We start from the raw sequence: 26,106 nt of genomic DNA on the forward strand, positions 1-26,106 counted from the left end.
ATTGCCGCATTTTGACGGCGTGGCGCGGCGTTGCGGTTCATGTACCATAGCAGCCGTATTGCGCAACAGTGTCGAAACTTGAGACGGCGATGGGGTTAGACGAATCAGCTGTTACACGCAGTGAAACTGCGTCCCGGCAGCAAACGCTCCCCGGATCACGATCATCTGGACCACACAGGCTGTTCGTCGACATAAAAAATTCCGTCTCTCGCTGGGTGCGATACGAAGCGACGCATGGAACGGGTTTTCTACTGGGAACGGTTCTGATCGGCACGGGCGTCATATTTCATTTGACGCGGACCAGCCCGATCGGTTGGTGGACGGTTATTGCCACCCTTATCACCTTCCTCGTAGCGTCTGCGGCAGCGCCTTGGCGTTGGGTGAAAGTCGTGTCGATCGCAATAGTACTCGTTACGATAGGGATTGGCACCGCGCGATTTCAGGAAATGCGTCTCGCGACGCCGATGGTTGGGTCGGTAGTCAATACCACGCTGACAGCACAGATAATGCGTATCGAGAAGCGTGATAATGGCAGCCTGCGCTATCTTCTCGATATACGAAAGACAGAGCGCCCAACGCTGCGCTTCGCGCCAGAACGTGTCCTTATAACGCAACGCAGCACCGAAACTGAAAAGATCGAGGTTGGAGACATTGTTATGGCGCGCGTGAGGCTTCTTCCGGCCAGCGGTCCCGTCATGCCAGGCTCTTATGATTTCGGTTTCAATGCTTTCTTTCGCGGCATTGGCGGAAACGGTTTCGTCATGGGCAAGCTTGCTGTTCTGGACAAAAGCGAGAAAAGCTTATCATTCTCGATTGCCGTTGAGCGCATGCGTACCCGGCTCGCTGAGCATGTTCGCTCCCGTATCGGCGGGGTCGAGGGCGAGATCGCAGCAGCGCTGATCGCTGGCGTTCGCAGCGGTATCCCTGATGAAATCAATGCAGCATTGCGCCAAACCGGTCTGGCACATGTTTTGTCTATTTCGGGGTTGCATATGGCAATGGTCACGGGGTTCGCCATGGCCGGTTTCAGGGTCCTACTTGCCCTTATTCCAAGCCTCGCATCCCGCTATCCAATCAAGAAAATCGCCGCGGTTCTGGCTCTTCTGGCGGCGAGCTTCTACCTGGTTCTCTCGGGAGCGGAGGTTGCAGCGCGACGAAGCTTCATCATGGTGGCCATCATGTTGATCGCAGTTATCTTCGACAGAGCCGCGATCACGATGAGAAATGTGGCGTTGTCGGCACTGGTGATCTTCGCGATCTCGCCTCACCAGATCCTCGGTCCAAGCTTCCAGATGTCCTATGCAGCAACAATTGCGCTTATCGCTGCATACGGCGCGTGGGCGCGTGGGAAACGCTCCGGTGCCTGGTGGCTTGCTCCTCGCGGCTCCGTAACGGCGAGCATTGCCAGCTACATTGCCGCACTCTCCATGACGGCGATCGTTGCCGGAGGCGCAACGACTATATTTGGCGCTTATCACTTCTACCGAGTCTCGCCCCTTTCGCTGCCGACCAATCTTCTTGTCATGCCGATCGTATCGATCTTCATGCCAGTCGGCGTTCTCGCCATGATCATGACGCCACTCGGTCTCGACGCACCATTTTTCTATGTAATGGGCGAGGGCATTGGCATGATGAACGCTATAGCGCTCTGGCTGGGGTCTCTTTCCCCGGACGACGCCGTGGGCCGTATACCAGAGCGGAGCCTCGTTGCGCTGACGATAGCGTGTCTTGCGCTGACGCTCTTTCGGACGCGTCTTGTGCTCTTGTCGGTTCCCGTCGGCTTACTAGGTTTGGTTTGGCTCTTTCAACGCACCGAACCGGATATTCTTATTTCGGAAAACGGCAAGCTGGTGGGCGCGCGTCTGGGCAATGGTACTCTTGCGCTCAACAATGGCCGAGGATCCGCCTTCACCATCGATAACTGGCGCTACGCATTTCAGGTCACTCAGATCGTGAAGCCTGTTTCTTCGACCAAAACATCCTCTGAAAACGGTTTCCGCTGTCAGGACAGGACGTGCTATATCGATCTCGGAGGATATGCCATTTGGACCGTCGACTCTGCGCAGAGTGCTAGGGGGTTCTGTGACACGGCCGATCTTCTGATCATTACTGCCGACGCGACCGCAAAGAACATCTGCGGGAATAGTAGTAGGGCTCAACTGGTTACGTTGCGCGATCTCGCACGCCGCGGCGCCGTCGGCATTCATATTCCCCGAGCCCATGTCTCAAGAGAGGGAGCACTAGACAGGCTCCAAAACCGCGATGCCAAGCTGCCGCTCAACATCGTCCATGCGATCAACGAGCCTTACCGGGTCTGGCATCAATATCGGCAATATAGCCGTGAGGCTAGGGGGCTTCCACCCTTTCAGCCCAAGGCAAGGCTGAACGCAGGTTCCGGTCAACGCTCTGATACTACGGCCTCAGACCATCCGACGCAGCGGAACAAACGAGTTGCCAATGAGACCATCCCCGAAGACAGGTTACAATCTCTCGTCGCTCCAAGCCAGTGAGAGCATCCCGCATCTTGTGTACCGGTCACCGCAGAATCTTTGCCCACAAGTGCCAGTCCTCAGGTCTCAATATTTGCGGATCAATCCAGCCAGACGACCCTGGATTTTGACCCGGTCCGGCCCAAAAATCCGCGTTTCGTAAGCGGGATTGGCAGCCTCGAGAGCAATAGATGCCCCTTTGCGGCGGAAGCGCTTCAGCGTTGCTTCTTCGCCGTCCACCAGCGCTACCACGATTTCTCCCGGCGTGGCGGTGTTGGTCTCGCGGATCACCACCGTATCCCCGTCAAAAATACCTGCTTCGATCATCGAGTCACCTTTGACCTCAAGCGCATAGTGCGTGCCGCCCGACAGCATTTCAGGCGGAACCGAGATCGTATGCGTCTGGTGCTGGATCGCGTCGATCGGAACGCCTGCCGCAATGCGTCCCATCACAGGAATGGCAACCGGGCTGTTGGCTGCGTCGCGAACTGGCTCCGGTGGCTTCTTACCGAGACTTCCCTCGATGACGCTCGGGGAAAACTTGCGGGGGTGATTGAAGCCCGCCATCGATTCCGGCAGCCGTACCACTTCCAGAGCACGAGCACGGTTCGGCAGGCGGCGAATAAACCCGCGTTCTTCCAACGCTGTAATCAGGCGGTGAATACCCGATTTTGAAGCGAGATCGAGCGCCTCTTTCATTTCATCGAACGAAGGCGGGATACCAGATTCCTTCATTCGCTCGTTGATGAAGAGAAGCAGTTCATGTTGTTTACGGGTCAACATCGCGATCCCCCGAGAATCGTTGAAACAAAGCCAGAACAATCACTATCCGTTCTATCTGTGTTCCGCAACAATTAAAAGTTTACTGATTTTTGGCAAACAAAATAAGAACAGAGAACAAAAAATTGCATCAATTACGCAGACGCAGCACCCGGCAGGTATCGCCCGCGATGGCGGCGGGAGCAAAAGGCGGACGGACGATCAGGCAATTTGCTACTGCCAGCGTTGAAAGCATCGACGAATCTTGAACTGGAAACGGCTTCGCCACTAGCCGGCCATTCTCTTCATGCAGGGTCGCGCGCAAATAGTCCTGGCGTTGGTCGTTTTCTCGTAATTCCGCGGCAAGGATTGCAGTTTCGAGCCGTGCGCGAGGTTCTTGTCCCGTCATACCAGCAATCAGCGGCACAAGGAAAAGATGCGCGCCGACAAAACTTGCAACAGGATTTCCGGGCAAGCCCAGCACATGAACACCCTTGTCATTGCGGCCATACATCGTCGGCTTTCCGGGCCGCATGGCAATTTTCCAGAAGTTCATCGCGACCCCGCATTCGGCAAGCGCCGTTCGCACGAGATCATGATCGCCAACGGAAGCACCGCCGAGCGTTATCAGCACATCGCAACGCCTCAACGCCATGGCAATGGCTGCATTCAAGGCCGGCATGTCATCGCGAACAATGCCAAGATCGATGACCTCAGCGCCTGCCTGTCGCGCTATTGCCGCGACGCCGTAGGCATTTGAAGCAATAATCTGTCCGGGTTGAAGACTATCGCCCGGTGCGCGAAGTTCGTCTCCGGTCGAAAGGAGGGCCACTCGTGGCTTACGATGAACGGGCAGAACAGCATGATTGCAGGCCGCCGCAAGTGATAACGCCGCCGGATCGAGCAATCGCCCCTTGCGAAGAACAATATCGCCCTGGCGGAAATCCAGTCCAGCTTGCCGGATATGTTGACCGCGCGTGACCGGAGCTGTTGCCTTGATCGTTGCATCGTCCACTCGCGTGGCATTTTCCTGGATAAGAATACTATCGGCTCCTGCCGGGACCGGGGCGCCAGTGAAGATGCGAACGCATTCGCCAGCGCTTACTACGCCGTTAAAGACAGTACCGGCCGGAGCTGCGCCGATAACCCGCAAAGCCTCACCAATAACGAAGACATCCTCCGCCCGCACCGCATAGCCGTCCATGGCAGAGGAATCGAATGGTGGCTGCGTCCGCAACGCGCTCAAATCCTCAGCGAGTACGCGTTCGTCGCATAAATGTAGCGGCAGATGCTCGACAGAGGTTGTTTCCACGCTATCGAGAACGCGGGCCAGCGCCTCTGCCAGTGGAAGCAGAGCCATCAGTCCTGGCGCTCCTGACGCAGGTAATCGCCAGACTTTCCGCCGCTTTTGGCGACAAGCTCAAGGTCCGTAATCATCATGGATTTTTCGAGCGCCTTGCCCATGTCGTAGATCGTAAGGCAAGTGATCGAGGCGGCCGTCAACGCTTCCATTTCGACACCGGTCTTGCCATCGGTCTTTACCGTCGCCTTGACCACGAGACCCGGTACGGCCTCGTCCGCTTCGATCTCGATCGAAACCTTGGAGAGCGACAGCGGATGACATAGGGGGATGAGTTCGTGCGTCTTCTTCGCCGCCATGATACCGGCAATTCGCGCTGCCGCAATCACGTCGCCCTTCGCGGCGTTGCCCGCGAGAATGGTTTCAAGCGTCGCAGCCTGCATTCGAACGACGCCACGCGCCGTCGCCGTCCGCGTCGTCACCGCCTTGCCTGCAACATCGACCATGTGCAAGGCGCCGGTTTCGTCGAGATGAGTGAGGCGACTGCCGCTCATGTTAGGCTCCGGTCATCAGTCTAATGGTCGCGGCGGTCACATCGTCCTGACGCATCAAGCTTTCGCCGACGAGGAAGGTCGAGATACCCTTGCCTTGGAGCATAATGCAGTCTTCATGCGTAAAGATGCCGCTTTCGCCGACCAGTAGATAATCATCCGGCACCTGTGCGGCGAGTCTTACCGAGGTATCGAGGCTGACCTCGAAGGTCCGCAGGTTGCGATTATTGATACCAAGCAGCTTCGAACGCAGTTTCAGCGCCCGCTCCAGTTCTTCCTCATCATGCACTTCGATTAGTACGGACAGGCCCAGTTCATGCGCTGCATCTTCAAGTGCTCGTGCTTCGTCGTCGCTAAGGCTTGCCATAATGATAAGAACGGCGTCAGCTCCCCAAAGACGGGCCTCGAAAACCTGATACGGCTCGAAGAGGAAGTCCTTGCGCAATGCAGGGAGTGTGCAAGCTTTCCTCGCTTGCGCCAGAAATTCCGGCGCCCCTTGGAAGGATGGCTTGTCGGTCAACACGGAAAGGCAGGTTGCGCCGCCCGCCTCGTAGGCGGCTGCCAGAGTCGCCGGATCAAAATCATCGCGGATCAAACCTTTGGAGGGACTCGCCTTCTTGATTTCCGCAATCAGGCCAAACCGCCCGTCATCCCTCTGCGTCTGCAAGGCACGCTCGAAACCGCGTGGCGCTTCAATGTCAGACAAGCGGGCCTTTACGTCCGCGAGAGGCAATGCCTGTTTTGCAGCAGCAATTTCCTCACGTTTATAGGCCTCGATTTTTTTGAGAATATCGGCCATATCAGGCTTCCGTCTTTTCGTTGGACACGGCGACGAGCTTTGCCAATGCCTCTTTTGCACTGCCGCTATCGATCGAACGAGCGCATGCCTCCACCCCTGCCGCAAGACTGTCCACCTTGCCGGAAACGAGGAGGGCGGCACCACCATTCATCAATACGGCATCGCGATAGGCACCGCGTTTGCCTGAAAGCACGTCCAGCAAAGCAAGCGCATTGAAATCGGCATCGCCCCCGCGCAAGGCCTCGGATACATGTCGATCCAGCCCGACATCTTCAGGTTTGATCCTAAATTCGCGAACCGTCCCGTGACGTAGCTCTGCCACAAGCGTCTCGCCGGTCGTCGTGATCTCGTCGAAACCGTCTCCATGCACCACCCAGGCGCTTGTAGAACCAAGCTTCTGCAGGACATCGGCCAGCGGACGTACCCACTGCGGCGCAAAGACGCCGATGACGTGGTGCTTGACTCTGGCCGGATTGGTCAACGGTCCTACCAGATTGAAGATAGTCCGCGTCCCGAGTTCAATGCGCGTTGGCCCGACGTGCTTCATCGAGGAGTGATGCATCGGGGCAAACATGAAACCTATACCGGCCATCTCGACACAACGACTGATGCCAGACGGATCGAGCTCCAGATTGACGCCGAGTCGCTGCAGAACGTCTGCGGTACCGGTCTTGGAAGAGGCTGCGCGGTTGCCGTGCTTGGCAATCTTAACACCGCTACCTGCAACGACGATTGCCGAAGCTGTCGATATATTGACGCTGTGTGAGCCATCGCCGCCAGTGCCGACAATATCAACGGCTCCTGCCGGTACGGTGACCGGAAGCATCTTGGCGCGCATCGTCGAAACAGCGCCGGAGATTTCCTCCACTGTTTCGCCGCGAACCCGGAGCGCCATGAGAAAGGCGCCGATCTGCGAGGGCGTTGCTTCGCCCGACATGATGATATCGAAGGCGGACGACGCTTCTTCGAGGGTGAGGGGGTGGCCGTCGGCAACCCGCGCGATATAATTTTTCAGGGTTGCCATCGTCAGAACGCCAATGCCTGATCGATTGCCGTCTGGTTGACCCGCACATCGTATTTACCGCGCAGACGCGTCACTATCTGTTCAAGCAGGTCGGCGCCGACACCCTGGTCGATTCCTTGACGATCCTGCGCCGAAAGCGCGGATGCGTCGCCTGCGGGAAGCATGGTTTGCGTGATCTGGAAAATCAACCTGCCATCGCCTTCCGCTGCATTTGCAATGCCTACCTCGCCTTCCTTGATATCGAAAACGGCCTGTACGCCGGCTTGGCCAAGCGTGGAATCGGTACCGTCGCGGCGAATGCCAAGACGACTTTCAACTGTGCTGCCAAGCTCCTGTGCAACCGCCTCCAGTGCCTTGCCGCCGGCAATTTCTTCACGAATCTGATCGGCACGATCCTGCAGGCGCTTCTGCGTCTCGGCCCGCGTCCAATCGCTCACGACGCGATCACGCACCTCGTCCAGCGTACGGTCCCGCGGTGCAATCACATCGATCACCTCGTAGAAGAGATAGCCGGTCGTACCTAGATCCAGCGCGGGGTTCTCGACGCCAGGCTCCGTCTGGAACGCCTGCGATACGAGCTGAGGACCCAGCGGCAGATCGGGTACGGGTTCGCCTTCCGGATTATTGCCCTGTGCATCGATGGCGTCGATCGTCACCGCCGATATCTGCAATTGCGAAGCGGCTTCGGCAAGCGTCGCGCCGCCGGCACGCAGATCTTCATATTCATTCCACATATCGGCAATTACACGCGTTGCCTCGCGCTGCGCGAGGTCCGTGCGAATCTGCTCGCGTGCTTCGTCCAGAGCTTGGACGCGTTCCGGCGTGATATTCGTCACACGCAATAGGACGGAACCGAAACTGCTTTTCACCGGTGCACTGACTTCGCCGACCTGAAGAGAGAAGGCAGCCTCGGCAATTGCCGCGTCGGGAATCTGTTCACGGGTGACATTGCCCAGAGATACATCGGCTTCCGTGCGGCCGGACTCGGTGATGAGCTGCTCGAATGGCACACCGGAATTGAGTTTTTCGCGTGCAGCATTCGCGGCTTCTTCATCCGGGTAAAGAAGCTGCTGCACCTGACGCATCTCAGGCGTTGTGAATTGCGCCTCGTTGGCCTCGTAATCCTGAATGATTTGTTCTTCCGTGACAGCATTCGGATCGGCAATCGATTCCGGTGTCAGTGTCGCATAGATAAGTTTGCGATATTCAGGCGCAGCATATTGCGACTTATTTTGATCGAAATAGGTAGAAAGCTGCTCATCCGTCGGCGTTTCGATTGGCTCTACCGCGCTTTGAGGCAAATGGACGAAGGCAATGTTGCGTGTCTCGCCGCGATAAACCGCGACTGCGCTCAAAAAGACCTCCGGCGTCTTCACACCATCCGATAGCGTGGAGATGATTTGCTGACGGGCCGATTCCTTGCTGCGTGTCGCGAAGTAGTCTTCCGGACGCATGCCGACCTGCGCAAGCACATAGTCGAAAGCCTGGCGGCTGAACTGGCCGCCATTCTGGAAACTGGGATCGGAACGGGTCAGCTCGGCGATCTGCTGCTCGGAGATGCCGAGACCGAGGAGGCGTGCCTCTTCATCGAGCAGGGCGCCGGAGACCAGCGACGACTGAACCTGGTTTTCAATTCCGTAGGCGCGTGCCTGCTCGCGTGTCAGACGCTGGCCGAGCTGCTGGGAATAGACAGAGATCTGACGTTCATAAGCCAGACGGTATTCGGTCGGAGACACGGTAGTCTCACCCGCGCTGATGGCAAAGTTGCCGCCAACATTGTCAAAGACCGTGCCTGAAATTCCCCACGCGCCGAAGCTCGCTACAAGAAGCAGCAATAGGATTTTGACGACCCACGTATTGGCCGCCCCACGTAGACTGTCGAGCATGGCGAATTTCCATTCGGTTTTCGTTTCGCTTCCCGAATAACGGCCTTCTGCGCGAGTGTCGATTGCTTTGTTGTCGGATTTTGTTAGTGAAGTCTGCAATTGGAACAAGATTTATTGGAGGAAACGCATGAGCATACGCCCGCTGGTTGCCGGAAACTGGAAAATGCACGGCACCTCGGTTGATCTCGAGCAACTGGTTTTAATGGGAGAGGGCTTTGAAAGCGCGTCGGGCGGAAACGCCGATGCGGCTATCTGCCTCCCAGCTACGCTCCTTGCACGTGGTGCGGACAAGGTTGCGTCCGGGCGCGTCAAGCTTGGCGGACAGGATTGCCATTTCAACGAAAAGGGAGCGCATACTGGCGATATTTCGGCACAAATGCTCAAGGATGCAGGTGCAGAATACGTCATTGTTGGCCATTCCGAACGCCGCACAGATCATGGCGAAACCAGCGAAATCATTCGGGCGAAAGCGGAAGCGGCATGGGCGGCAGGCCTCGTCGCCATCATCTGCATTGGCGAGACGAAGGAAGAACGCGGAGCAGGCAAGACGCTCGATATCCTCACAGAGCAGTTGAAGGGTTCCGTGCCTGCTGGCGCCTCGGCTCAAAACACCGTGATAGCCTACGAGCCTGTCTGGGCGATAGGCACCGGTCTCACGCCCTCGCTGGACGATGTGGCACAGGCGCATGCCCATATTCGTGCGACTCTGGCGGAAATCATGGAGGCTGGGGCGACTGCGACCCGCATTCTCTACGGTGGCTCGGTCAAGCCTTCCAATGCAGCGGAGTTGATGGCCGTCGAGAATGTCGATGGGGCCTTGATCGGCGGTGCCAGCTTGAAGGCGGAGGATTTCCTCGAGATCGCTAAAGCTTACAAATAGGCGTTACGCTCTTCGCCAGGAGTCTTGCAAAAACGTGAAGGATGGCCATATTCCGCCGCAACGGACTTGGAATATGGCGTGAGAGCGTGTATTCCACGCCACTTCACGTGCAGGCTCTGCATCCTTTGAACTAATTCGGGCCACGGCCTATCTGGATAATCTTATGGAAACGGTCCTTATCGTCATTCATCTCATGATCGTGGTCGCGCTTGTCGGCGTTGTGCTCATGCAGCGTTCGGAAGGCGGCGGCCTCGGCATCGGCGGCGGTTCGGGCTTCATGAGTGCACGCGGCGCCGGCAATGCTCTCACCCGCACAACCGCCATTCTTGCGACACTCTTCTTCCTGACCTCACTTGGTTTGTCCTTGCTTGCGCGTTATGGCGGCAACCCGGCTGACATTCTCGATCAGTTTCCAGGAAATGGTACGCAGCAGCAGCAGCAGGGAACGCCTCCAGCCGGCGGATCAATCCTGGACCAGATTGGCGGCGCTCCGGCACAGCAGGAAGCACCCGTCGAGCAAGCTCCGGCTGACACCCAGGGTGGGGTTCCGACAGGCGCCGAGCCACAGGCGCCAACGGCTCCCACCGAATCTCAGGCTCCCGCTGCACCAGCGGAGCAGGGCGGACAAGTTCCGCAGAATTAAGTTAAGTATTAAGTATTTATTAAGCAAACGGCGCCTCCTGTGGCGCCGTTTGTGTTTCATAACTGTCACATTTGAGTAAAATACGAACGAGTCTTGTCCAGGGGGACGATGGCCTTCTTGAGAAGGCTCCATCCGGTTGGTATCAGGTTTCTCGACGGCGCGCCCATCACGAGTCTCGGGCGTCGCTCTGGGGGTTATATCCATGAAAATTTCGTCCATCCTCACCGCTTCATTTTTGAGCGCCTCGGTGGTGCTTGTCGCAATACCTGCCAATGCACAAACCACCAAGGCACGTGAAACGCAGGACGTTAAAAAGACCGCACAGCAGAAGCGCGGTACAATGCCGGCTTCGGCCAGCCGCCAAGCAAAAACGGCAGCTCCCGAAAAGACCTATCTCTTCGACAATCTTTTCGGCGGCGGCGTCAAGCGCGAGGCTCCACGCGCGGAAGAGCCGCGTCGTGCTCCGCTACGCTCTCAGGCGTCTGTGCCGCCCGCTGCTGGTGGTGTCCATCCGGAAGTCGCTCGCTTTGCTAAGGAAGGCTCCAAGCAGGACGCAGCTAGCGTTCTCGCCAATGGTAATGACGGTGAATTGCGCAGCGACGAGATTGTTCGTACTTCCGCGCGTGGCGGCGGCCTTTGGGGTGGAGCTGTTGCAGCGCCGCAATTTCTCCCGCAGACCGCTGCGCTCGATCAGGCTCTCGCCGCGCACGATGCCAAACGCCCATTCACGCCCAGGGCTGAATATTTACCGCAGACCGTTACGTTCAGCGGCTACGAACGGGGCACCGTGGTCATCGATACGAGCGCTCGCTTCCTCTACCTCGTGGAAAGCCGCAATACCGCGCGCCGTTACGCAATTGCTGTGGGCAAGGAAGGCCTTGAGTTCAAGGGCGAAACGGTTGTTGGAGACAAACAGGAGTGGCCACGCTGGTTCCCCACCAAGGAGATGCAGGAACGCAGTCCGGCGCGCTATGGCCGCTACGCCAAGGGCATGCCGGGCGGATTGAGCAATCCTCTCGGTGCGCGAGCCATCTATCTGCATCAGGCGCGCAAGGATACCCATATCCGCATTCACGGTACCACCGAACCACAGTCGATCGGAAGCGCAGCTTCGAACGGTTGTTTCCGCATGATCAATGAGCACGTGATGGAACTCTATAACCGTATCGGTATCGGGACCAAGGTGGTCGTCATCTGACCTATCTCGAGTAACGACCCTTTTGACTGAGGCGGTTTTTGCACGTGCAAAGGCCGCCTTTTTTACATATTCCGAATTTCCAGAAATGATTTCATTTCGCTATTATTGACTTCGAAATGAAATCAATAATAATAGTAAAGCCAATATTTTTATTTTATTTAATTGGTGAATTTAGTTCTTTGAAATAGATTAATACAATGACGAGAGAAGTTACAAGCAATTTTCACCTGTTTGATCAGGGCGCGTTGAATGGCAACGATAATTTGACGGGAAGCCATCACCACGATGGTATCTGGACCGGCGATGGCACGGATCATGTCCAATCCAAAGGTGGCAATGATGCAATTTTCTTAGGGAAGGGGCACAAGGAGGTCGACGCAGGAAAAGGCCACGACACGGTCATCTTCCGGGAGACTGAAGAAATATACGACATCACTATTAATGAACGAGGGCGAATTTCCGTCAACGCCGGAGAGACGCGCGCTAACCTTTGGAATGTTGAACAGATACTATTTCGCAACGACACCCAGACCTCGCATCTTCTGATCACCTCGTTTCTTCGCGCTGGCAAGCTCAATCGCGTGCAGTTTACGAGGAAGGCGCCGTTGATAGCTTCGGACGAAGGTGAAGCACTTCTCTCAATTGGCGACGACGGGTGGCTGAGAGGGGGGCGCGGAGATGACCATCTTATTGGCATCGGCGACCGGACCAAGGTCTTTTACGAGGGGAGCATGTTCGATTATGCAATTCATCGCGACGAGGAAGGAAATCTGCTTATTCGCAGCAAGATGTTTGGCACCGACATGCTGATGAATATTGACTGGCTCCATTTCAGCAATAACACGCGTATCCAGGAAAATTTCATACCCGACGAGTGGTTGGGGGAGACAGGCTTTCAGGGGATTTATGATACGCCTATCGATCTTGCGACGGCTTCGTGATCAATCGCCTGCCGCATCCGGTTGAGGAAAACACACTCATGCTGAAATTTCCTCTGGCGCAAATGCCGCATCGGCGTTAAGGGTCAACTCCCATGGCGCGATATGTATTCATCACCGGCGGCGTGGTTTCCTCCCTTGGCAAAGGCATTGCAGCAGCAGCTCTTGGAGCTCTCTTGCAGGCGCGTGGCTACAGGGTCCGAATCCGCAAACTTGATCCTTATCTAAATGTTGATCCGGGCACGATGTCGCCCTATCAGCATGGCGAAGTCTTTGTTACCGATGACGGTGCGGAGACCGACCTGGATCTGGGTCATTACGAGCGATTTACCGGGCGCTCGGCAAACAAGGCCGATAACATAACCACCGGCCGTATCTATAAAAATATCATCGAGAAGGAGCGTCGCGGCGATTATCTTGGCGCGACGGTCCAGGTCATTCCTCACGTCACGGACGAGATCAAGAATTTCGTCCTCGAAGGTAATGACGACTATGATTTCGTCCTCTGCGAGATTGGCGGCACGGTCGGCGACATCGAGGCAATGCCGTTCCTGGAAGCGATTCGCCAGCTTGGCAATGAGCTGCCACGCGGCCAATGCGTCTATATCCATCTGACATTGATGCCGTGGATTCCGGCAGCAGGCGAACTCAAGACGAAGCCAACGCAACATTCGGTCAAGGAGCTACGTTCCATCGGTATTGCGCCGGACATTCTTCTGGTGCGTGCAGACAGGGAAATCCCGCGCGAAGAGCGCCGCAAGCTGTCACTGTTCTGTAACGTGCGCGAAGAGGCCGTCATTCAGGCCCTCGACGTCAAGCACATTTACGATGTCCCGAACGCCTACCACAATGAAGGCCTGGATACGCAGGTACTTTCGGCATTCGGCATCGATCCGGCTCCCAAGCCGCGTCTTGATCGCTGGAACGAGGTGCGCGAACGCATTCACAACCCAGAAGGCGAAGTCACCATTGCCGTTGTCGGCAAATACACGGGCCTCAAGGATGCCTACAAGTCGCTGATCGAAGCGCTCAACCACGGTGGCATTGCCAACAAGGTTCGCATCAATCTCGAGTGGATCGAATCCGAAGTGTTCGAAAAGGAAGACCCTTCGCCGTTTCTCGAGAAGGTGCACGGTATTCTGGTGCCGGGCGGCTTCGGCGAGCGCGGTTCCGAAGGCAAGATCCTGGCCGCGAAGTTCGCACGTGAACGCAAGGTGCCTTATTTCGGCATCTGCTTCGGCATGCAGATGGCCTGCATTGAGGCAGCGCGTAATCTTGCAGGCGTGGAGCAGGCATCCTCAACCGAATTCGGCCCCGCAAAGGAACCGGTCGTAGGTCTGATGACCGAATGGCTTTCCGGTAACATGCTGGAAAAGCGCGAGGCGGCCGGTAATCTTGGTGGAACCATGCGTCTCGGTGCGTTCGATGCAGCGCTCGCGCAAGGTACCCGGATTGCCGATATTTATGGTTCGACGACGATCTCCGAACGCCATCGTCACCGTTACGAGGTCAATATAGAGTATAAGGAGCGGCTGGAGAAATCCGGTCTGGTCTTCTCCGGCATGTCACCGGACGGGGTACTTCCGGAAACAATTGAATATGCCGATCATCCGTGGTTCATCGGCGTTCAATATCATCCGGAGCTCAAGAGCCGGCCCTTCGAGCCGCACCCGCTTTTCTCCAGTTTCATAGAAGCTGCGATGGAGCAGAGCAGACTGGTTTAACAGATAAAGCCCGCGAAAGCGGGCTTCATCATTTCAGACAATGGAGAACCTAGTTTTCTTCAATCTGAACGCCATTCTGGTCTATGCGCATCTCTACGCCACTGGGTTGGCTTTCCTCCTGATAAACATAGATTCCCAAACCCACGACGATCACTAAAAGCGCGCCGACAAGAAGATAAAGCGTATTCTTCTGCAAATTTGTAACTCCGCTGTGCTGTCTATGCTCGAGGCGAAAATACCCGCCTTAAAAGAAAAAATACCAGATCAATAGAACAGCGACGAGCGGAACGCCCATAAGCCAGAGAATGAAAGCACGCAGCATTTTTTTTATCCTCGAATGATCGTGGAAAAATAATGTCTATCTGCTCGAATTGTTCCTTTCACGATCCGTGGCGTCTGCTTCCCATCTCCCAGATATTTCATTTCGACAGAAAGTTGCAGGAACATCATCCCTTAAGGCAGATTTGTAATGCAAATGAGCGCCTTCGGTGAAACGGCTTTTCAGGTCAAACGGCATTTGTGCAAACCACCCTTGTAATCCCGGCACTTTTTAATTCCGGAAGATACACTAGTTCTACCTTCGAAGGAGTGCAGGTATGGCAGAGCATCATGTTGTCGTGATCGGCGGCGGTTTTGGCGGGTTGGAGGCGGTCAACGGTCTCAAGAATGCGAATGTTCGCATCACCCTTATTGATCGGCGAAATCACCATCTTTTTCAGCCCCTGCTTTACCAGGTAGCGGTCACCACGCTGGCGACCTCTGAAATTGCTTGGCCTATCCGGACCCTTTATCGCGATCAACCGCATGTTCGCACCATACTTGCAGAAGTCGTTGGCGTTGACCCGAACGACAAGATCGTCAGGCTCGATAATGGCCAGACGATGGATTACGACACACTGATCATCGCGACGGGTTCTACACATGCCTATTTTGGCAAGGATGAATGGGCTCACGTTGCGCCAGGTCTCAAGACGCTTGAAGATGCCACCATGATCAGACGTCGCATTTTGCGGGCGTTCGAGGCAGCCGAGCTTGAACAGGATACGGATAAGCGCCGGGCTCTGCTGACATTCGCGATCATCGGTGCCGGTCCGACCGGGGTGGAGATGGCCGGCATTATCGCCGAGCTTGCGCACAAGACCTTGCATGGAGAGTTTCGCAGCTTCGATCCTGCGGAGGCGCGCATTATCCTGATCGAGGGTGGGCCGCGCGTCTTGTCGGCCTTTACGCCCGAGCTATCGGAGTATACGCGGAATTCGCTGGAGAAGCTCGGCGTTGAAGTCCGCACCGACAGTATCGTGTCTGGATGCAGCGAGGAGGGCGTATCCATCGGCGAGGAATTTATCGCGGCTCGGACCATCGTCTGGGCTGCTGGCGTACAAGCGTCGCCCGCCGCGAAATGGCTTGGCGTCGAGGCCGATCGTGCGGGCCGTGCAATCGTCGACGAAAACCTGCGCCCGGCTGGCTTGTCCGATGTGTATGTCATCGGCGACACTGCGGCTGTCGCGAGCAACGGAAAGCCCGTACCGGGCATTGCCCCAGCCGCCAAGCAAATGGGTGCCTATGTCGCTCGCCGCATCCGGTCAAAGCTTGCAGGTACCGAACTCCCAGGCCGGTTCAACTATCGTCATCAGGGAAATCTCGCAACTATAGGAACACGTTCGGCGGTTGTCGATTTCGGTAAGATCAAGCTGCGCGGCGCTCTCGCATGGTGGCTCTGGGGCATCGCTCACATCTACTTCCTCATAGGGACCCGCAGTCGCATGAGTGTGGCGTGGAGCTGGTTATGGATTTATCTCACCGGTCAACGTAGTGCACGTCTGATAACCCAGAAGGAGGCGGCACCGCCGCCTGCACCACCTTCCACCTAGCGAGAAGATCGGCGCGCCTGCGGGCGCGCTATTTCGTCACGATCTCGAAAAAGTCGATTACGATGGCCGACGCCACCCCTAAAGCCGTCAGGCACACGCCGACCAGAAATTGCTTATTCGCCTTATCGTATACACGTCGTTGCAAGGCGGTCGTTCGCAACAGTTTTCCCAACGTCATGATCTGCAGGACAATCCCCCCGATCAGTAGAATCAGCGTCGGCAGATCTCTCAACGTCCACGGAATGGGGTTATTGGCCCACTGAGTCACGAAACCGAGCGAAAAAGACAGGATGATGCCAACAACCGTCAACGTGCCATTGCGAAATAACGTCTCAACCAACTGTTCCGCTTCTTCGCTACTTTTGTCTTGATGCGATCTTCCGGTCAGCCTGGACAATGAACTACCTCTCCAACGATTTCACCTGCGCCGCTCATAGGCGGCTGTTCAGGCAATCATATAGGTAGAACTACGGTTGGGAAGTGGGGGAAGAAGGCGCAGCAGGCTCAGTCGTCTGGAGCGGATCAACATCGCCTTCGGCATCTCCCGGATGCGAGAGAAAAGTATAGGCCCCCGCAATCAACAGCCCCAGGACGAACAGAGTCAGGATGAAGAATTTGAAATTCGACTTAAGCATGAAAATATCCCGTTGCGACTAAGGAGGATAAGCCGCGAGGCTGCGGAACGTTCCAATCTGGCGGAAGCGACATGATCGGCGAAAACTTTTGGGTAGGCCTGTGGGAGGCTCGTGCTTCACAATATGAGCGCATCATCGTTGATGACTGTCGCTTTCCCAACGAGGCGGCCGCCGTGCGAAGGTTGGGCGGAGCGATCGTCAAGCTTGAGGGGAGAAGGGGCGTTTACTCAGGGCACGCTTCGGAGCGCTTCGACTTTTTCGCCGACGCAGTTGTCACTAACGACCGCGGTATAAGGGGGCTTATATGCAGCGTTGTTGAGGCGCTAGCGGCATGAGAAAAGGGGCCGCGAGGCCCCTTTATTTTTGTCCGAAACGGCAAGTAACGCTATCGGCAAAGGCGCGTCACCCAAAGCGCCGCGGCTCTCTGAGTTATGATAAATAGTCAAGGAGGCCAAAAAAGTCAATAAAAACAATGGTCATGGCGGAAGAGGTGGGATTCGAACCCACGGAGAGCTCACACCCTCGCCGGTTTTCAAGACCGGTGCCTTAAACCGCTCGGCCACTCTTCCGTGATGCGGGCAGGCATGGCTGCCTCCCATCGGCAAGCTGTATGCGTCAGAAGTTCGCCGATTACAAGTCTGCAAAACAAGAGGATCAGCCGAAACTGTGAACGAGACCCAAAAGCGTTCGCGGTCATCTCACTCGCCCACCGTTTCATCGTCGCGAACCCCAATGTTCGGCACGCCTTTGTCGAGATTGCGCAGCATCGAGACCGCATAGGCTGCAAAAGGCCCAATCCATCGCTCGTGAATAGCGTGAATGGGGAGCGCGTCCAGATGATTCCAGCGTTCGCGCCCGCGGCGCTCAACAATTACAAGATCGGCATCGACCAGTACCTTTAGGTGCTGCATCACCGTGCAACGGTCAATCTCCGGGAAAAAATCACAGACCATCCCCGTCGTCTTTGGTCCTTCCTTGAGGACGTCGAGCATTTGGCGCCTCGTTCGGTGTCCCAGTGCCTTGAAGAGGGCATCGTCTTTATCGTGCGTTGACATGTTATAAATCTACAACATAATGGAGGAACATTGGAAGGAGGAATATGCAATGGAAATCAGGTTTTCTGTAAGCGGTAGAATTTCCAGACCCGTCTCGGAGGTCTTTGAAGCTGTCGTCAATCCCGAACGACTATCCAGATTCTTCACGACCGGCGGCGCGACGGGACGCATTCAGCCCGGCGCTGTCGTAGAGTGGGATTTTCACGATTTTCCAGGCGCCTTTCCGGTCTATATCGATGAGGTGGAGGAGGACAGACGCATCGTTCTGCGCTGGGACGCAAGCAATGGCGCAGCACAGCCAGATGCGAACGGTGCGGCAAGAACCACCGTGGTCATGACCTTCAAACCGCTTGGCGACGGCCGAACCCTGGTTGAAATCAGCGAATATGGATGGTTGGAAACGCAGGAGGGACTAGGCGCGTCTTATGATAATTGCGAAGGCTGGACGGGTATGCTTTGCGCCATGAAGATGTGGCTGGAACACGGCATCAACCTTCGGGATGGGTTCTACAAGTAAGAGGAGGTGCCCGATCAATGCTGGGATACTCATGATTGGTTAACCATAAATGCAGGCAATTCCAAGAGGTTGTATAAAAGGCCCATAATTTGCCACATTATCCCAGCGTTTTTGACAGCCGGGATGATCTGGCATATTGACCTCTGGTTGAAGAAAAGTTCGGGGACGACACAATGGATTCTGGCAGGACTGCGCTGAAGCGCGCAAGCACGGCACTTGTGCTTCTTGCGGCCTCATTCGCGCTCGTCGGCTGCGGGTCGGCTCTCCAGAGGGAGAATACCAAGCCCTCCAATCGCTCCAAGGAATATTTTCCCGAATCGAAATATGGCAAGGCAAGTCCGCGTGTCTCCAACAAGAAGAGCGGCCTGAAACGTGGCGGCGGCCGATATCATGTCGGAAAACCTTATAAGGTCGCTGGACGCTGGTATAAGCCAAAGGAAGACCCGGGTTACAAAGGCTCAGGCAAGGCATCCTGGTATGGCGATGCCTTTCATGGCCGCCTGACCGCCAACGGTGAAATCTACGACATGACGCATCTCACCGGCGCGCATCCTACCATGCCGTTACCAAGCTATGCCCGGGTCACAAATAAGAAGAACGGTCACTCCGTCATCGTTCGTGTCAACGACCGCGGACCGTTTCATGCGGGCAGGGTGATTGACCTGTCACGCCGCGCTGCCGAGCTTCTCGATTACACTGAAACTGGCACGGCGGACGTTGATGTCGCCTATGTCGGTCCAGCTCCTCTGGACGGTCAGGATGAACAATTCCTGCTTGCCTCCTATCGGCCAAATGGCGCGGCTCCGGATCCATCCGACGGTATGCCTACCGGCGTCATGGTGGCTATGAACGGGCCTACGCCGTCGCAAAGCGGCTCGAACCGCTCACTGGAAAGCTTCAACGTCGCGCAATTGCAAGCGCGGACGCCTGTGCCTGCGGCTCGTCCACAGGCTGCTCTTGTGCCCCAGCCTGTTGCAGCGGCCACGACTATTCCTGCCGAACGTCCAGAGCCGGCAGCTGACGCCTATGCGCCGACTCAGCCACCCGTTCCTGCGAATATCCCCTTTCAGGTCATCGATGGGCCGTATCCGATACCAGAGAGCCGGGCGCCCGAAATGTCCTATGCCGATGTGCGGATCAGCGGCGCGATCGGGCATGTCCCCGATGCATTCAAGGCCTTCTCCCGCCAGTCGAGTGAAATCCGCCAAGCCTGGAAAAACAACATGCAGGCGCATGGCGGCGATTATATTTCAGCCGGCAGCTTTGGCGATAAGGATGCGGCGCAAAAGCTTTTCCGGGCGCTTTCGGCTTTCGGAGCTGTCGAGATGGAAACCAGTCACCTATCCGGCCACGCTATCTACTCGCTTAGTCTGCGGCCGAACGGCACGCTCGGCATTGATCAGCTTTTGCAGAAAAGCTGGACTTTGGGGGCGTCTGACGCCTTTATCGTGCGTCAGGATTCCTGAATTTCATTGGATTGAAAAACCCCATATGGCTCCCGCTTGGGCAAAATAGTAGCATGAAGGCGGGAGACTGATCATGCGCGCTGCATTCATCAAACGTATCATCGTAAGCCTGTTCTTTATCGGCGTTGCGGGCTTGGCCATGGCGCAGGATGCAGATGAAAGCGTCTCTTTCGGCATCCAGACGCGTGCGCCGCAAGCTTTTCTCGTCGATGCCGAGACGGGCACCGTGCTTTTCTCGAAAAATGCCGATCAAAAAGTTGCTCCGGCCTCGCTTGCCAAATTGATGACGGCCGAATTGGTCTTCAAGGCATTGCACGACGGTGACCTGCGTATGGACCAGGCATTCCAGATTACGGAGGATGCATGGCGTCGGGGCGGCGCGCCATCACGCGGCTCCACCATGTTTGCGGCATTGAAGTCCAATGTCGCGGTTTCGGATCTTCTACAGGGCCTTATCGTTCAATCCGCCAATGACAGCGCAATCGTTCTGGGCGCTGGAATCGCCGGATCGGAAAGTGCTTTCGCAACAAAGATGAATGAGCGCGCAGCCGAACTCGGCCTTTCCAACTCGCATTTCACCAATGCGACCGGGCTACCGGATCCTGCACAGCACGTTTCAATGCGTGACATGACGAGGCTCGCCCAGCACATTTGGCGCAGCTATCCGCAATATTACCACTATTTCAGCCAGGAAGCCTTCGAGTGGAACCGGATTTTTCAACGGAATCGAAACCCGCTGCTCTCCCTTGGCATCGGAGCGGACGGGCTGCAAACCGGCAATACCGAGGAAGCCGGTTTCGCGCTGGTTGCCTCCGCGACTCGGGACGGACGCCGGCTCTTTGCTGCCATGAGCGGCATGGCGGACAATAAGGAGCGCGGTGACGAGGCGCGCAAGCTCATCGACTGGGGATTCTCGAATTTCGAACGTGTTCATTTGTTTGATGAGGGCGAGGTCATCGGCACCGCCGTCAGCTTCGGCGCGAACGGCAAGCCAGTCGAACTGCGGACGGATCGGGTAATTGATGTTCTGCTACCGATCGCAGAACGCGATCAGATCGCGGTGGAAGTTGTCTACCAGGGGCCGATCGCTGCTCCTGTTGCCGCCGACACGCGTCTCGGCACTCTGCAGGTCAAGCGCGCTGATGAAATTCTCTATGCGGCCCCCGTATTCGCAAAAACCTCGGTTGAAGCTGCCTCCCTCTACAGTCGTGCCTCCAATGCACTTTGGGAACTTGCGTTCGGCTGGCTGCGCCGATGGCAGCGGCTTTGAAATCTTCGTGTCTATAGGCTAGACGGAGAAGGATGTCTCATCTCCGACGCCCAAACAGTTAAGAGCATTTGTGAAGCTAGGATCGTTCATTACCTTTGAAGGCGGAGAGGGCGCCGGCAAGTCGACGCAGATTGCCCGGCTGGCCAAACTCCTGCGTTCACACGGCCTTGCCGTGATGCTGACCCGTGAACCAGGCGGATCAGCAGGGGCTGAGGCCGTGCGCCATGTCGTGCTTTCCGGAGCGGCAGAATCCTTTGGTGCCCAGATGGAAGCCATGCTCTTTGCAGCGGCGCGCGCCGATCATATCGACCAGCGTATTCGTCCGGCGATCAAGCGTGGCGAAATCGTTCTGTGTGACCGTTTTGCCGACTCAACCCGTGTCTATCAAGGCAAGGTCGGTGGCATGGATCAGGATTTTCTCAAAACCCTGGAGCGCGTCGTTGTGGCTGACATGCAACCAGAACTGACACTCATTCTCGATATCGCGCCGGAAGAGGGGCTTCGTCGTGCCGGCTTGCGTCGTGGCAATGAAACGCCCGATCGTTTCGAGAAGGAAACGCTTTCGGTTCATCGCAAGCGGCGCAAGGGATTCCTCGAGATTGCCAAGGCCGAACCGGAGCGTTGCAAAGTGATAGATGCCAGCCTGGACGAGGATGCCGTTGCGGAACAAGTCGCAAAGCGGGTCAGCGACTTCCTGATGGCCAAGAACGCGATCTCGGAGCCGCTCGTGCCATGAATGAACGTCTCGCACCCGAAAATTACGATACGCTCGACAATGTACTTGAGCCGGCCGAGAATCCCTATCTCGTCGGCCATGATGCCATACAAATTATGCTGGCTCAGGCTTATCGCGAAGGCAAGCTTCACCACGGCCTCATGTTTGCCGGCGCGCGCGGCATCGGCAAGGCGACCCTCGCCTTCCATCTCGCTTATCACCTGATGCGCCACCCCGATCATAGACAGGCACCGGAAAGGCTCCAGCCACCTGATCCATCCTCTGGTTTGTTTCGTCAGATCGCCACGGGGGCACATCCGGCAATCCTGCATTTGAGCCGTCCATTTAATGACAAGACCAAGACCTTCAAGTCGGTAATAACCGTTGAGGAAATTCGCCGCGTTTCAAAATTCTTGTCTATGACGGCCTCGGATGGCAGCCCACGTGTCGTTATCGTCGATCCGGCGGAAGACATGAATATAAATGCTGCCAATGCCTTATTGAAGAATCTTGAAGAACCACCTGCACGAACACATTTTATTTTGATCACGCACGCGCCGGGGCGTCTTTTGCCGACCATCCGTTCGCGCTGTCAGCTTCAGCTCTTTCATCCACTCGAAGACGAGGCGATGACACAAGTGGTCTCCCGCTTCGGCATGCTTGGCAGTGTGGAAAGAAATTTGCCTGAAGCGCTCGCGAGCCGGGCCGATGGCAGCCCGCGCAATGCCGTTCTCCTCACGCAATATGGCGGGATGGACATTGCCGAGGCCGTGGAAAAGCTCGTCGCCTCCAGCACGCCGGATATAGGCACAATGATGCGGCTCGCCGATGCCGTCACGGGTAGGGACAGCGTGGTGCAATTCGAACTGTTCAACCGGGAAATGCTCGACGTAGTGGCAGGTCGTGCGTCAATAGAAGCGCGCACCGGTAACATTGCCTACGCGGATCGTCTTTCCCACCTTTGGCAGGAGGTGCGTCAGACAACAATCGAGTGCGAAACCTACAATCTCGACAAGCGCCAACATGTTTTCTCGCTGATCGAAATGGTGCGCGTGGCCTTCGCAGGCTGACAATTCGAAAACGCATTTCTCATGCGCGAATGCAGGGTGGTCAGGTACGTTTCTATACGCTATTCACGCTTTAACTTTTGAACGACTGGTTTCCTATGGCGCGCGAAAAATTCTATATCACCACTGCAATTTCCTACCCGAACGGCAAGCCGCATATCGGCCATGCTTACGAGTTGATCGCAACGGATGCTCTGGCTCGTTTCCAGCGCCTGGACGGGAAGGAGGTGTTTTTCCTGACCGGCACCGACGAGCATGGCATCAAGATGCTGCAGACGGCCCGCAAGGAGGGAATTACGCCGCAGGAGCTTGCCGATCGTAATACGGCCGAGTTCCAGAAGATGGCCGCCTATCTTAACGCTTCCAATGACGACTTCATCCGCACAACGGAAGAGCGACACAAAATTGCCTCGCAGGCGATCTGGCGGGCGATGGAAGCCAATGGCGACATATACAAAGGCGGCTATTCGGGTTGGTACTCGGTGCGCGACGAAGCATACTATGCGGAAGAGGAAACCGAACTCCGTGCGGACAATATTCGCTACGGTCCACAGGGCACACCGGTCGAATGGGTTGAAGAAGAAAGCTATTTCTTCCGTCTGTCGAAATATGAAGAAAAGCTCCTGAAGCTTTATGAGGAACAACCGGATTTCGTCGGCCCTGTCGAACGCCGCAACGAGGTTGCGTCCTTTGTTCGCGGTGGCCTCAAGGATTTGTCGATTTCCCGCACCACCTTCGACTGGGGTATTCCGGTGCCTGGCGATGAAAAGCATGTCATGTATGTCTGGGTTGATGCGCTGACCAATTACCTGACGGCAACAGGTTATCCAGATGCCAGTGCAGATCGCGCCGCGTTCTGGCCCGCCAACGCCCATATCATTGGTAAGGACATTACCCGTTTCCACGCGGTATACTGGCCCGCCTTCCTCATGTCCGCTGACCTTCCGCTTCCAAAGCGCGTTTTCAGCCACGGCTTCCTGTTTAATCGCGGCGAGAAGATGTCGAAATCGATCGGCAATGTCATCGACCCGCTGGCCATGATCGAGCACTATGGCCTCGATCAAGTGCGTTACTTCCTTCTGCGCGAAGTTCCCTTCGGCCAGGATGGCTCCTATAGCCATGAGGCGATCGTCAATCGCACCAATGCGGACCTCGCCAACGATATCGGTAATCTGGCGCAGCGTTCGCTTTCGATGATCGCCAAGAACTGCGAAGGCAAGGTACCTTCCACGGAGGCGATAGACGAGGAGGATCGTGCCATGCTCTCCATGGCCGATGACGCGCTGGTGCAGGCCCGTAAGTTCATGGCGGAACAGGCGCCCCACCACGCGCTTGCAGCCATCTTCAATGTCGTTTCGGAAGCCAATCGATACTTCGCCGGAAAAGAACCTTGGTCACTCAGAAAGACCGATCCTGTTCGCATGGAAGCAGTGCTCTACACGACCGCCGAGATAGTGCGCCGCGTCGGCATTCTCTGCCAGCCGTTCATTCCGGCTTCTGCGGAGAAGCTCCTCGACCTTCTAGCCGTCAAGGCAGAGGAGCGCGCTTTCGCTCACGTGGGAGATTCCTTTGCATTGAAGACGGGCGACGATCTTCCAGCACCTCAGGGCGTCTTTCCGCGCTATGTAGAACCTGTGGCAGAACAGAAGGCGTAAGATGATGCTCGTCGACAGTCATTGCCATCTGGATTTTCCGGATTTCGCTGAAGAACGCGACGCCGTCATCCAGCGCGCGGTCGATGCAGGCGTGGCATACATGGTCAGCATCTGCACACGCGTCAAGAAGTTCGAACCCATTCTTGCTATCGCCGAGCAATATAAGCAGGTCTATTGTTCCGTCGGCACCCATCCGCATAATGCGGAGGAAGAGCTGGACATAACGGCCGAGCAATTACTTGAGCTGGCAAAGCACCCGAAGGTCGTCGCTATTGGCGAAGCGGGTCTCGACTATTTCTATGACAAGGCACCTCGCGCGGCACAGGCGCAGGGCCTGCGCGTCCATATAGCTGCGGCGCGCCGGTCGGGTCTGCCGCTGGTCATCCATGCGCGTTCCGCCGATGAAGACATGGCGGCCATTCTGCGCGAAGAAACGGAGAAGGGCGCCTTTCCCTTCATCCTGCACTGCTTCTCGTCAGGGGCAGAGCTTGCCCGTATCGGCGTAGAGATGGGCGGATATATTTCTTTTTCGGGCATCCTGACCTTCAAAAACTCGCAGGATATTCGCGATATTGCCGCAACCGTCCCGCGCGATCGTCTTTTGGTCGAAACCGATGCGCCATATCTCGCGCCGATTCCACACCGGGGTGGCCGTAACGAGCCTGCCTATACTGCGGAGACGGCACGCGTCCTCGCCGATACTATCGGTGTAACGCGCGACGAGATAGCACAGATCACGACCGACAATTTCTTCCGGCTCTTCACCAAGGTGCCGGATCCGCGGAAAGCCGGCTAATCCATGGCCGATCGCTTGCGCCTTACTATCCTGGGCTGCGGCTCGTCTCCGGGTGTGCCGCGCCTGATGGGCGATTGGGGGGCGTGTGATCCGAACAACCCGAAGAACCGTCGTTATCGCTCGAGTGCGCTGATAGAGCGCATCCGGGAAGATGGAAAACGTACGACAGTCGTCATCGATACCGGTCCGGATTTTCGTTCGCAAATGCTGATGGCGCAGGTCAAGAAGCTTGATGCCGCTATCTATACACATCCGCATGCCGACCATATTCATGGTATAGATGATCTGCGTGGCTTCGTTCTCGTGCAAAAGAAACTTATCGATCTTTATGCTGATCGCCCGACTACCGCGAGGCTGAAGGATGCGTTTGGCTATTGCTTTGAGACGCCCTCGGGCAGCTCCTATCCGCCTATCGTCAAGGCGCATGAGATTACTCATTATGAGCCCTTCAAGATAGCGGGCGAGGGTGGCCCCATTGATTTCGAACCGCTTACGCAAATGCACGGCGACATTTTCTCTATAGGTTATCGCATTGGCGACATCGCCTATTGCCCGGACGTATCGGCGTGGCCGGAGGAAACCGTTCGCCGGCTTTCCGGGCTGGATCTTCTGGTGATCGACGCGTTGCAATATATTTCTCATCCGAGCCACTATTCGCTCAGTGAAGCGCTGGAATGGATAGAGAAGCTTGGGCCGCGCAACGCCATTCTGACTCATATGCACATCCCTCTTGACTACGAAACGGTCGCCCGCGAAACCCCGGATCACGTTACGCCTGCCTATGATGGCATGATCTGGGAAGTCGAAATCTCCTGATTTACGCACCTTTAAGTGTTCACGCCTCGTTCACCCACGCACATCTAACGTG

25 protein-coding genes and 1 tRNA gene are annotated in these 26,106 nt (G+C 56.2%); 15 read left to right on the forward strand and 11 right to left on the reverse strand.

Features of this window, described 5'->3' with window-relative positions:
• Positions 1 to 290: 290 nt before the first annotated feature.
• Positions 291 to 2,510, forward strand: coding sequence for a ComEC/Rec2 family competence protein (locus tag IE151_RS00615; protein WP_189486790.1), 2,220 nt, complete (start codon positions 291 to 293; stop codon positions 2,508 to 2,510).
• Positions 2,511 to 2,576: 66 nt separating this feature from the next.
• Here the strand turns inward: IE151_RS00615 and lexA are convergent, their stop codons facing one another.
• From lexA to IE151_RS00645, 6 genes are all read right to left on the reverse strand, one after another.
• On the reverse strand, positions 2,577 to 3,272 hold the full coding sequence (gene lexA, locus IE151_RS00620) for a transcriptional repressor LexA (protein ID WP_189486792.1): 696 nt from the start codon (positions 3,270 to 3,272) through the stop codon (positions 2,577 to 2,579).
• 127 nt (positions 3,273 to 3,399) lie between these two features.
• Positions 3,400 to 4,608: a molybdopterin molybdotransferase MoeA gene (locus IE151_RS00625; protein WP_189486793.1), complete on the reverse strand. Its 1,209-nt coding sequence runs from the start codon at positions 4,606 to 4,608 to the stop codon at positions 3,400 to 3,402.
• Positions 4,608 to 5,102 carry a cyclic pyranopterin monophosphate synthase MoaC gene (moaC, locus tag IE151_RS00630; RefSeq protein ID WP_189486795.1) on the reverse strand — a complete coding sequence of 165 codons (495 nt, stop codon included), beginning with the start codon at positions 5,100 to 5,102 and terminating at the stop codon, positions 4,608 to 4,610. The genes IE151_RS00625 and moaC overlap by 1 nt, the downstream gene beginning before the upstream one ends.
• A gap of 1 nt (position 5,103) precedes the next feature.
• Entirely contained in the window at positions 5,104 to 5,898 is a 795-nt protein-coding gene (gene trpC / locus IE151_RS00635) for an indole-3-glycerol phosphate synthase TrpC (protein ID WP_189486797.1), read from the reverse strand.
• A 1-nt stretch (position 5,899) separates the two neighbouring features.
• Complete coding sequence (trpD, locus tag IE151_RS00640; protein ID WP_189486799.1) at positions 5,900 to 6,922, reverse strand: anthranilate phosphoribosyltransferase; 1,023 nt, start codon at positions 6,920 to 6,922, stop codon at positions 5,900 to 5,902.
• 2 nt (positions 6,923 to 6,924) lie between these two features.
• On the reverse strand, positions 6,925 to 8,808 hold the full coding sequence (locus IE151_RS00645; protein WP_189486801.1) for a SurA N-terminal domain-containing protein: 1,884 nt from the start codon (positions 8,806 to 8,808) through the stop codon (positions 6,925 to 6,927).
• 127 nt (positions 8,809 to 8,935) lie between these two features.
• Between IE151_RS00645 and tpiA the strand changes: the two genes are divergently transcribed.
• The 5 genes from tpiA (at position 8,936) to pyrG (ending at position 14,191) form a co-directional block, all read left to right on the forward strand.
• Positions 8,936 to 9,688 (forward strand): triose-phosphate isomerase, encoded by a 753-nt coding sequence (gene tpiA / locus IE151_RS00650; RefSeq protein ID WP_189486803.1) that lies wholly within the window; start codon positions 8,936 to 8,938, stop codon positions 9,686 to 9,688.
• Positions 9,689 to 9,851: 163 nt separating this feature from the next.
• On the forward strand, positions 9,852 to 10,331 hold the full coding sequence (gene secG, locus IE151_RS00655) for a preprotein translocase subunit SecG (RefSeq protein WP_189486805.1): 480 nt from the start codon (positions 9,852 to 9,854) through the stop codon (positions 10,329 to 10,331).
• Positions 10,332 to 10,533: 202 nt separating this feature from the next.
• Positions 10,534 to 11,529: a L,D-transpeptidase gene (locus IE151_RS00660; RefSeq protein WP_189486807.1), complete on the forward strand. Its 996-nt coding sequence runs from the start codon at positions 10,534 to 10,536 to the stop codon at positions 11,527 to 11,529.
• A gap of 197 nt (positions 11,530 to 11,726) precedes the next feature.
• Complete coding sequence (locus IE151_RS00665) at positions 11,727 to 12,470, forward strand: hypothetical protein (protein WP_189486809.1); 744 nt, start codon at positions 11,727 to 11,729, stop codon at positions 12,468 to 12,470.
• Between the two features lie 92 nt (positions 12,471 to 12,562).
• A complete protein-coding gene (gene pyrG, locus IE151_RS00670) occupies positions 12,563 to 14,191 on the forward strand; it encodes a CTP synthase (protein ID WP_189486811.1) in 1,629 nt (542 codons plus the stop codon).
• Between the two features lie 49 nt (positions 14,192 to 14,240).
• On the opposite strand, the gene IE151_RS00675 is transcribed toward pyrG, so the two are convergent.
• Positions 14,241 to 14,387, reverse strand: a complete 147-nt coding sequence (locus IE151_RS00675) for a hypothetical protein (RefSeq protein WP_189486813.1) — start codon at positions 14,385 to 14,387, stop codon at positions 14,241 to 14,243.
• Positions 14,388 to 14,787: 400 nt separating this feature from the next.
• On the opposite strand from IE151_RS00675, the gene IE151_RS00680 reads away from it, so the two are divergent.
• A complete protein-coding gene (locus IE151_RS00680; protein ID WP_189486815.1) occupies positions 14,788 to 16,062 on the forward strand; it encodes an NAD(P)/FAD-dependent oxidoreductase in 1,275 nt (424 codons plus the stop codon).
• Positions 16,063 to 16,090: 28 nt separating this feature from the next.
• Here IE151_RS00680 and IE151_RS00685 read toward each other — a convergent pair whose 3' ends face one another.
• The 4 genes from IE151_RS00685 to IE151_RS00700 form a co-directional block, all read right to left on the reverse strand.
• Positions 16,091 to 16,459: a hypothetical protein gene (locus IE151_RS00685; protein ID WP_244636553.1), complete on the reverse strand. Its 369-nt coding sequence runs from the start codon at positions 16,457 to 16,459 to the stop codon at positions 16,091 to 16,093.
• A 70-nt stretch (positions 16,460 to 16,529) separates the two neighbouring features.
• Positions 16,530 to 16,697, reverse strand: coding sequence for a hypothetical protein (locus IE151_RS00690; protein WP_189486817.1), 168 nt, complete (start codon positions 16,695 to 16,697; stop codon positions 16,530 to 16,532).
• Positions 16,698 to 17,176: 479 nt separating this feature from the next.
• Positions 17,177 to 17,266, reverse strand: a tRNA-Ser gene (locus IE151_RS00695).
• A gap of 129 nt (positions 17,267 to 17,395) precedes the next feature.
• Positions 17,396 to 17,752, reverse strand: a complete 357-nt coding sequence (locus tag IE151_RS00700) for an ArsR/SmtB family transcription factor (RefSeq protein ID WP_189486819.1) — start codon at positions 17,750 to 17,752, stop codon at positions 17,396 to 17,398.
• A gap of 49 nt (positions 17,753 to 17,801) precedes the next feature.
• On the opposite strand from IE151_RS00700, the gene IE151_RS00705 reads away from it, so the two are divergent.
• The 8 genes from IE151_RS00705 (at position 17,802) to IE151_RS00740 (ending at position 26,054) form a co-directional block, all read left to right on the forward strand.
• On the forward strand, positions 17,802 to 18,269 hold the full coding sequence (locus tag IE151_RS00705) for an SRPBCC family protein (RefSeq protein ID WP_189486822.1): 468 nt from the start codon (positions 17,802 to 17,804) through the stop codon (positions 18,267 to 18,269).
• Between the two features lie 173 nt (positions 18,270 to 18,442).
• Positions 18,443 to 19,735 (forward strand): septal ring lytic transglycosylase RlpA family protein, encoded by a 1,293-nt coding sequence (locus tag IE151_RS17800; RefSeq protein ID WP_189486824.1) that lies wholly within the window; start codon positions 18,443 to 18,445, stop codon positions 19,733 to 19,735.
• Positions 19,736 to 19,808: 73 nt separating this feature from the next.
• Positions 19,809 to 21,005: a D-alanyl-D-alanine carboxypeptidase family protein gene (locus IE151_RS00715; protein WP_189486826.1), complete on the forward strand. Its 1,197-nt coding sequence runs from the start codon at positions 19,809 to 19,811 to the stop codon at positions 21,003 to 21,005.
• 70 nt (positions 21,006 to 21,075) lie between these two features.
• Entirely contained in the window at positions 21,076 to 21,741 is a 666-nt protein-coding gene (tmk, locus tag IE151_RS00720) for a dTMP kinase (protein ID WP_189486828.1), read from the forward strand.
• The gene (locus IE151_RS00725; protein WP_189486829.1) at positions 21,738 to 22,790 is read left to right on the forward strand and encodes a DNA polymerase III subunit delta'; all 1,053 of its coding nucleotides are present in this window, start codon (positions 21,738 to 21,740) and stop codon (positions 22,788 to 22,790) included. Before tmk ends, IE151_RS00725 begins: the two co-directional genes overlap by 4 nt.
• Before the next feature lie 95 nt (positions 22,791 to 22,885).
• A complete protein-coding gene (gene metG / locus IE151_RS00730; RefSeq protein ID WP_189486830.1) occupies positions 22,886 to 24,442 on the forward strand; it encodes a methionine--tRNA ligase in 1,557 nt (518 codons plus the stop codon).
• Positions 24,443 to 24,446: 4 nt separating this feature from the next.
• Positions 24,447 to 25,238, forward strand: a complete 792-nt coding sequence (locus IE151_RS00735) for a TatD family hydrolase (RefSeq protein ID WP_189487566.1) — start codon at positions 24,447 to 24,449, stop codon at positions 25,236 to 25,238.
• Between the two features lie 3 nt (positions 25,239 to 25,241).
• Positions 25,242 to 26,054, forward strand: coding sequence for an MBL fold metallo-hydrolase (locus IE151_RS00740; protein ID WP_189486831.1), 813 nt, complete (start codon positions 25,242 to 25,244; stop codon positions 26,052 to 26,054).
• The last annotated feature ends 52 nt before the right edge of the window (positions 26,055 to 26,106 follow it).

The sequence above is a fragment of the Limoniibacter endophyticus genome, assembly GCF_014652835.1.
GTDB lineage: Bacteria > Pseudomonadota > Alphaproteobacteria > Rhizobiales > Rhizobiaceae > Limoniibacter > Limoniibacter endophyticus.

Excerpts from the sequence above, each read along its gene's own strand:
- metG (WP_189486830.1), top strand. The coding sequence starts at position 22,886 with ATGGCGCGCGAAAAATTCTATATCACCACTGCAATTTCCTACCCGAAC.
- IE151_RS00705 (WP_189486822.1), top strand. The coding sequence starts at position 17,802 with ATGGAAATCAGGTTTTCTGTAAGCGGTAGAATTTCCAGACCCGTCTCG.
- IE151_RS00700 (WP_189486819.1), bottom strand. The coding sequence starts at position 17,752 with ATGTCAACGCACGATAAAGACGATGCCCTCTTCAAGGCACTGGGACAC.
- pyrG (WP_189486811.1), top strand. The coding sequence starts at position 12,563 with ATGGCGCGATATGTATTCATCACCGGCGGCGTGGTTTCCTCCCTTGGC.
- IE151_RS00740 (WP_189486831.1), top strand. The coding sequence starts at position 25,242 with ATGGCCGATCGCTTGCGCCTTACTATCCTGGGCTGCGGCTCGTCTCCG.
- trpC (WP_189486797.1), bottom strand. The coding sequence starts at position 5,898 with ATGGCCGATATTCTCAAAAAAATCGAGGCCTATAAACGTGAGGAAATT.
- trpD (WP_189486799.1), bottom strand. The coding sequence starts at position 6,922 with ATGGCAACCCTGAAAAATTATATCGCGCGGGTTGCCGACGGCCACCCC.
- IE151_RS00625 (WP_189486793.1), bottom strand. The coding sequence starts at position 4,608 with ATGGCTCTGCTTCCACTGGCAGAGGCGCTGGCCCGCGTTCTCGATAGC.
- tpiA (WP_189486803.1), top strand. The coding sequence starts at position 8,936 with ATGAGCATACGCCCGCTGGTTGCCGGAAACTGGAAAATGCACGGCACC.
- IE151_RS00665 (WP_189486809.1), top strand. The coding sequence starts at position 11,727 with ATGACGAGAGAAGTTACAAGCAATTTTCACCTGTTTGATCAGGGCGCG.
- secG (WP_189486805.1), top strand. The coding sequence starts at position 9,852 with ATGGAAACGGTCCTTATCGTCATTCATCTCATGATCGTGGTCGCGCTT.
- IE151_RS00645 (WP_189486801.1), bottom strand. The coding sequence starts at position 8,808 with ATGCTCGACAGTCTACGTGGGGCGGCCAATACGTGGGTCGTCAAAATC.
- IE151_RS00660 (WP_189486807.1), top strand. The coding sequence starts at position 10,534 with ATGAAAATTTCGTCCATCCTCACCGCTTCATTTTTGAGCGCCTCGGTG.
- IE151_RS00690 (WP_189486817.1), bottom strand. The coding sequence starts at position 16,697 with ATGCTTAAGTCGAATTTCAAATTCTTCATCCTGACTCTGTTCGTCCTG.
- IE151_RS17800 (WP_189486824.1), top strand. The coding sequence starts at position 18,443 with ATGGATTCTGGCAGGACTGCGCTGAAGCGCGCAAGCACGGCACTTGTG.
- moaC (WP_189486795.1), bottom strand. The coding sequence starts at position 5,102 with ATGAGCGGCAGTCGCCTCACTCATCTCGACGAAACCGGCGCCTTGCAC.
- IE151_RS00680 (WP_189486815.1), top strand. The coding sequence starts at position 14,788 with ATGGCAGAGCATCATGTTGTCGTGATCGGCGGCGGTTTTGGCGGGTTG.
- IE151_RS00715 (WP_189486826.1), top strand. The coding sequence starts at position 19,809 with ATGCGCGCTGCATTCATCAAACGTATCATCGTAAGCCTGTTCTTTATC.
- lexA (WP_189486792.1), bottom strand. The coding sequence starts at position 3,272 with ATGTTGACCCGTAAACAACATGAACTGCTTCTCTTCATCAACGAGCGA.
- IE151_RS00725 (WP_189486829.1), top strand. The coding sequence starts at position 21,738 with ATGAATGAACGTCTCGCACCCGAAAATTACGATACGCTCGACAATGTA.
- IE151_RS00735 (WP_189487566.1), top strand. The coding sequence starts at position 24,447 with ATGCTCGTCGACAGTCATTGCCATCTGGATTTTCCGGATTTCGCTGAA.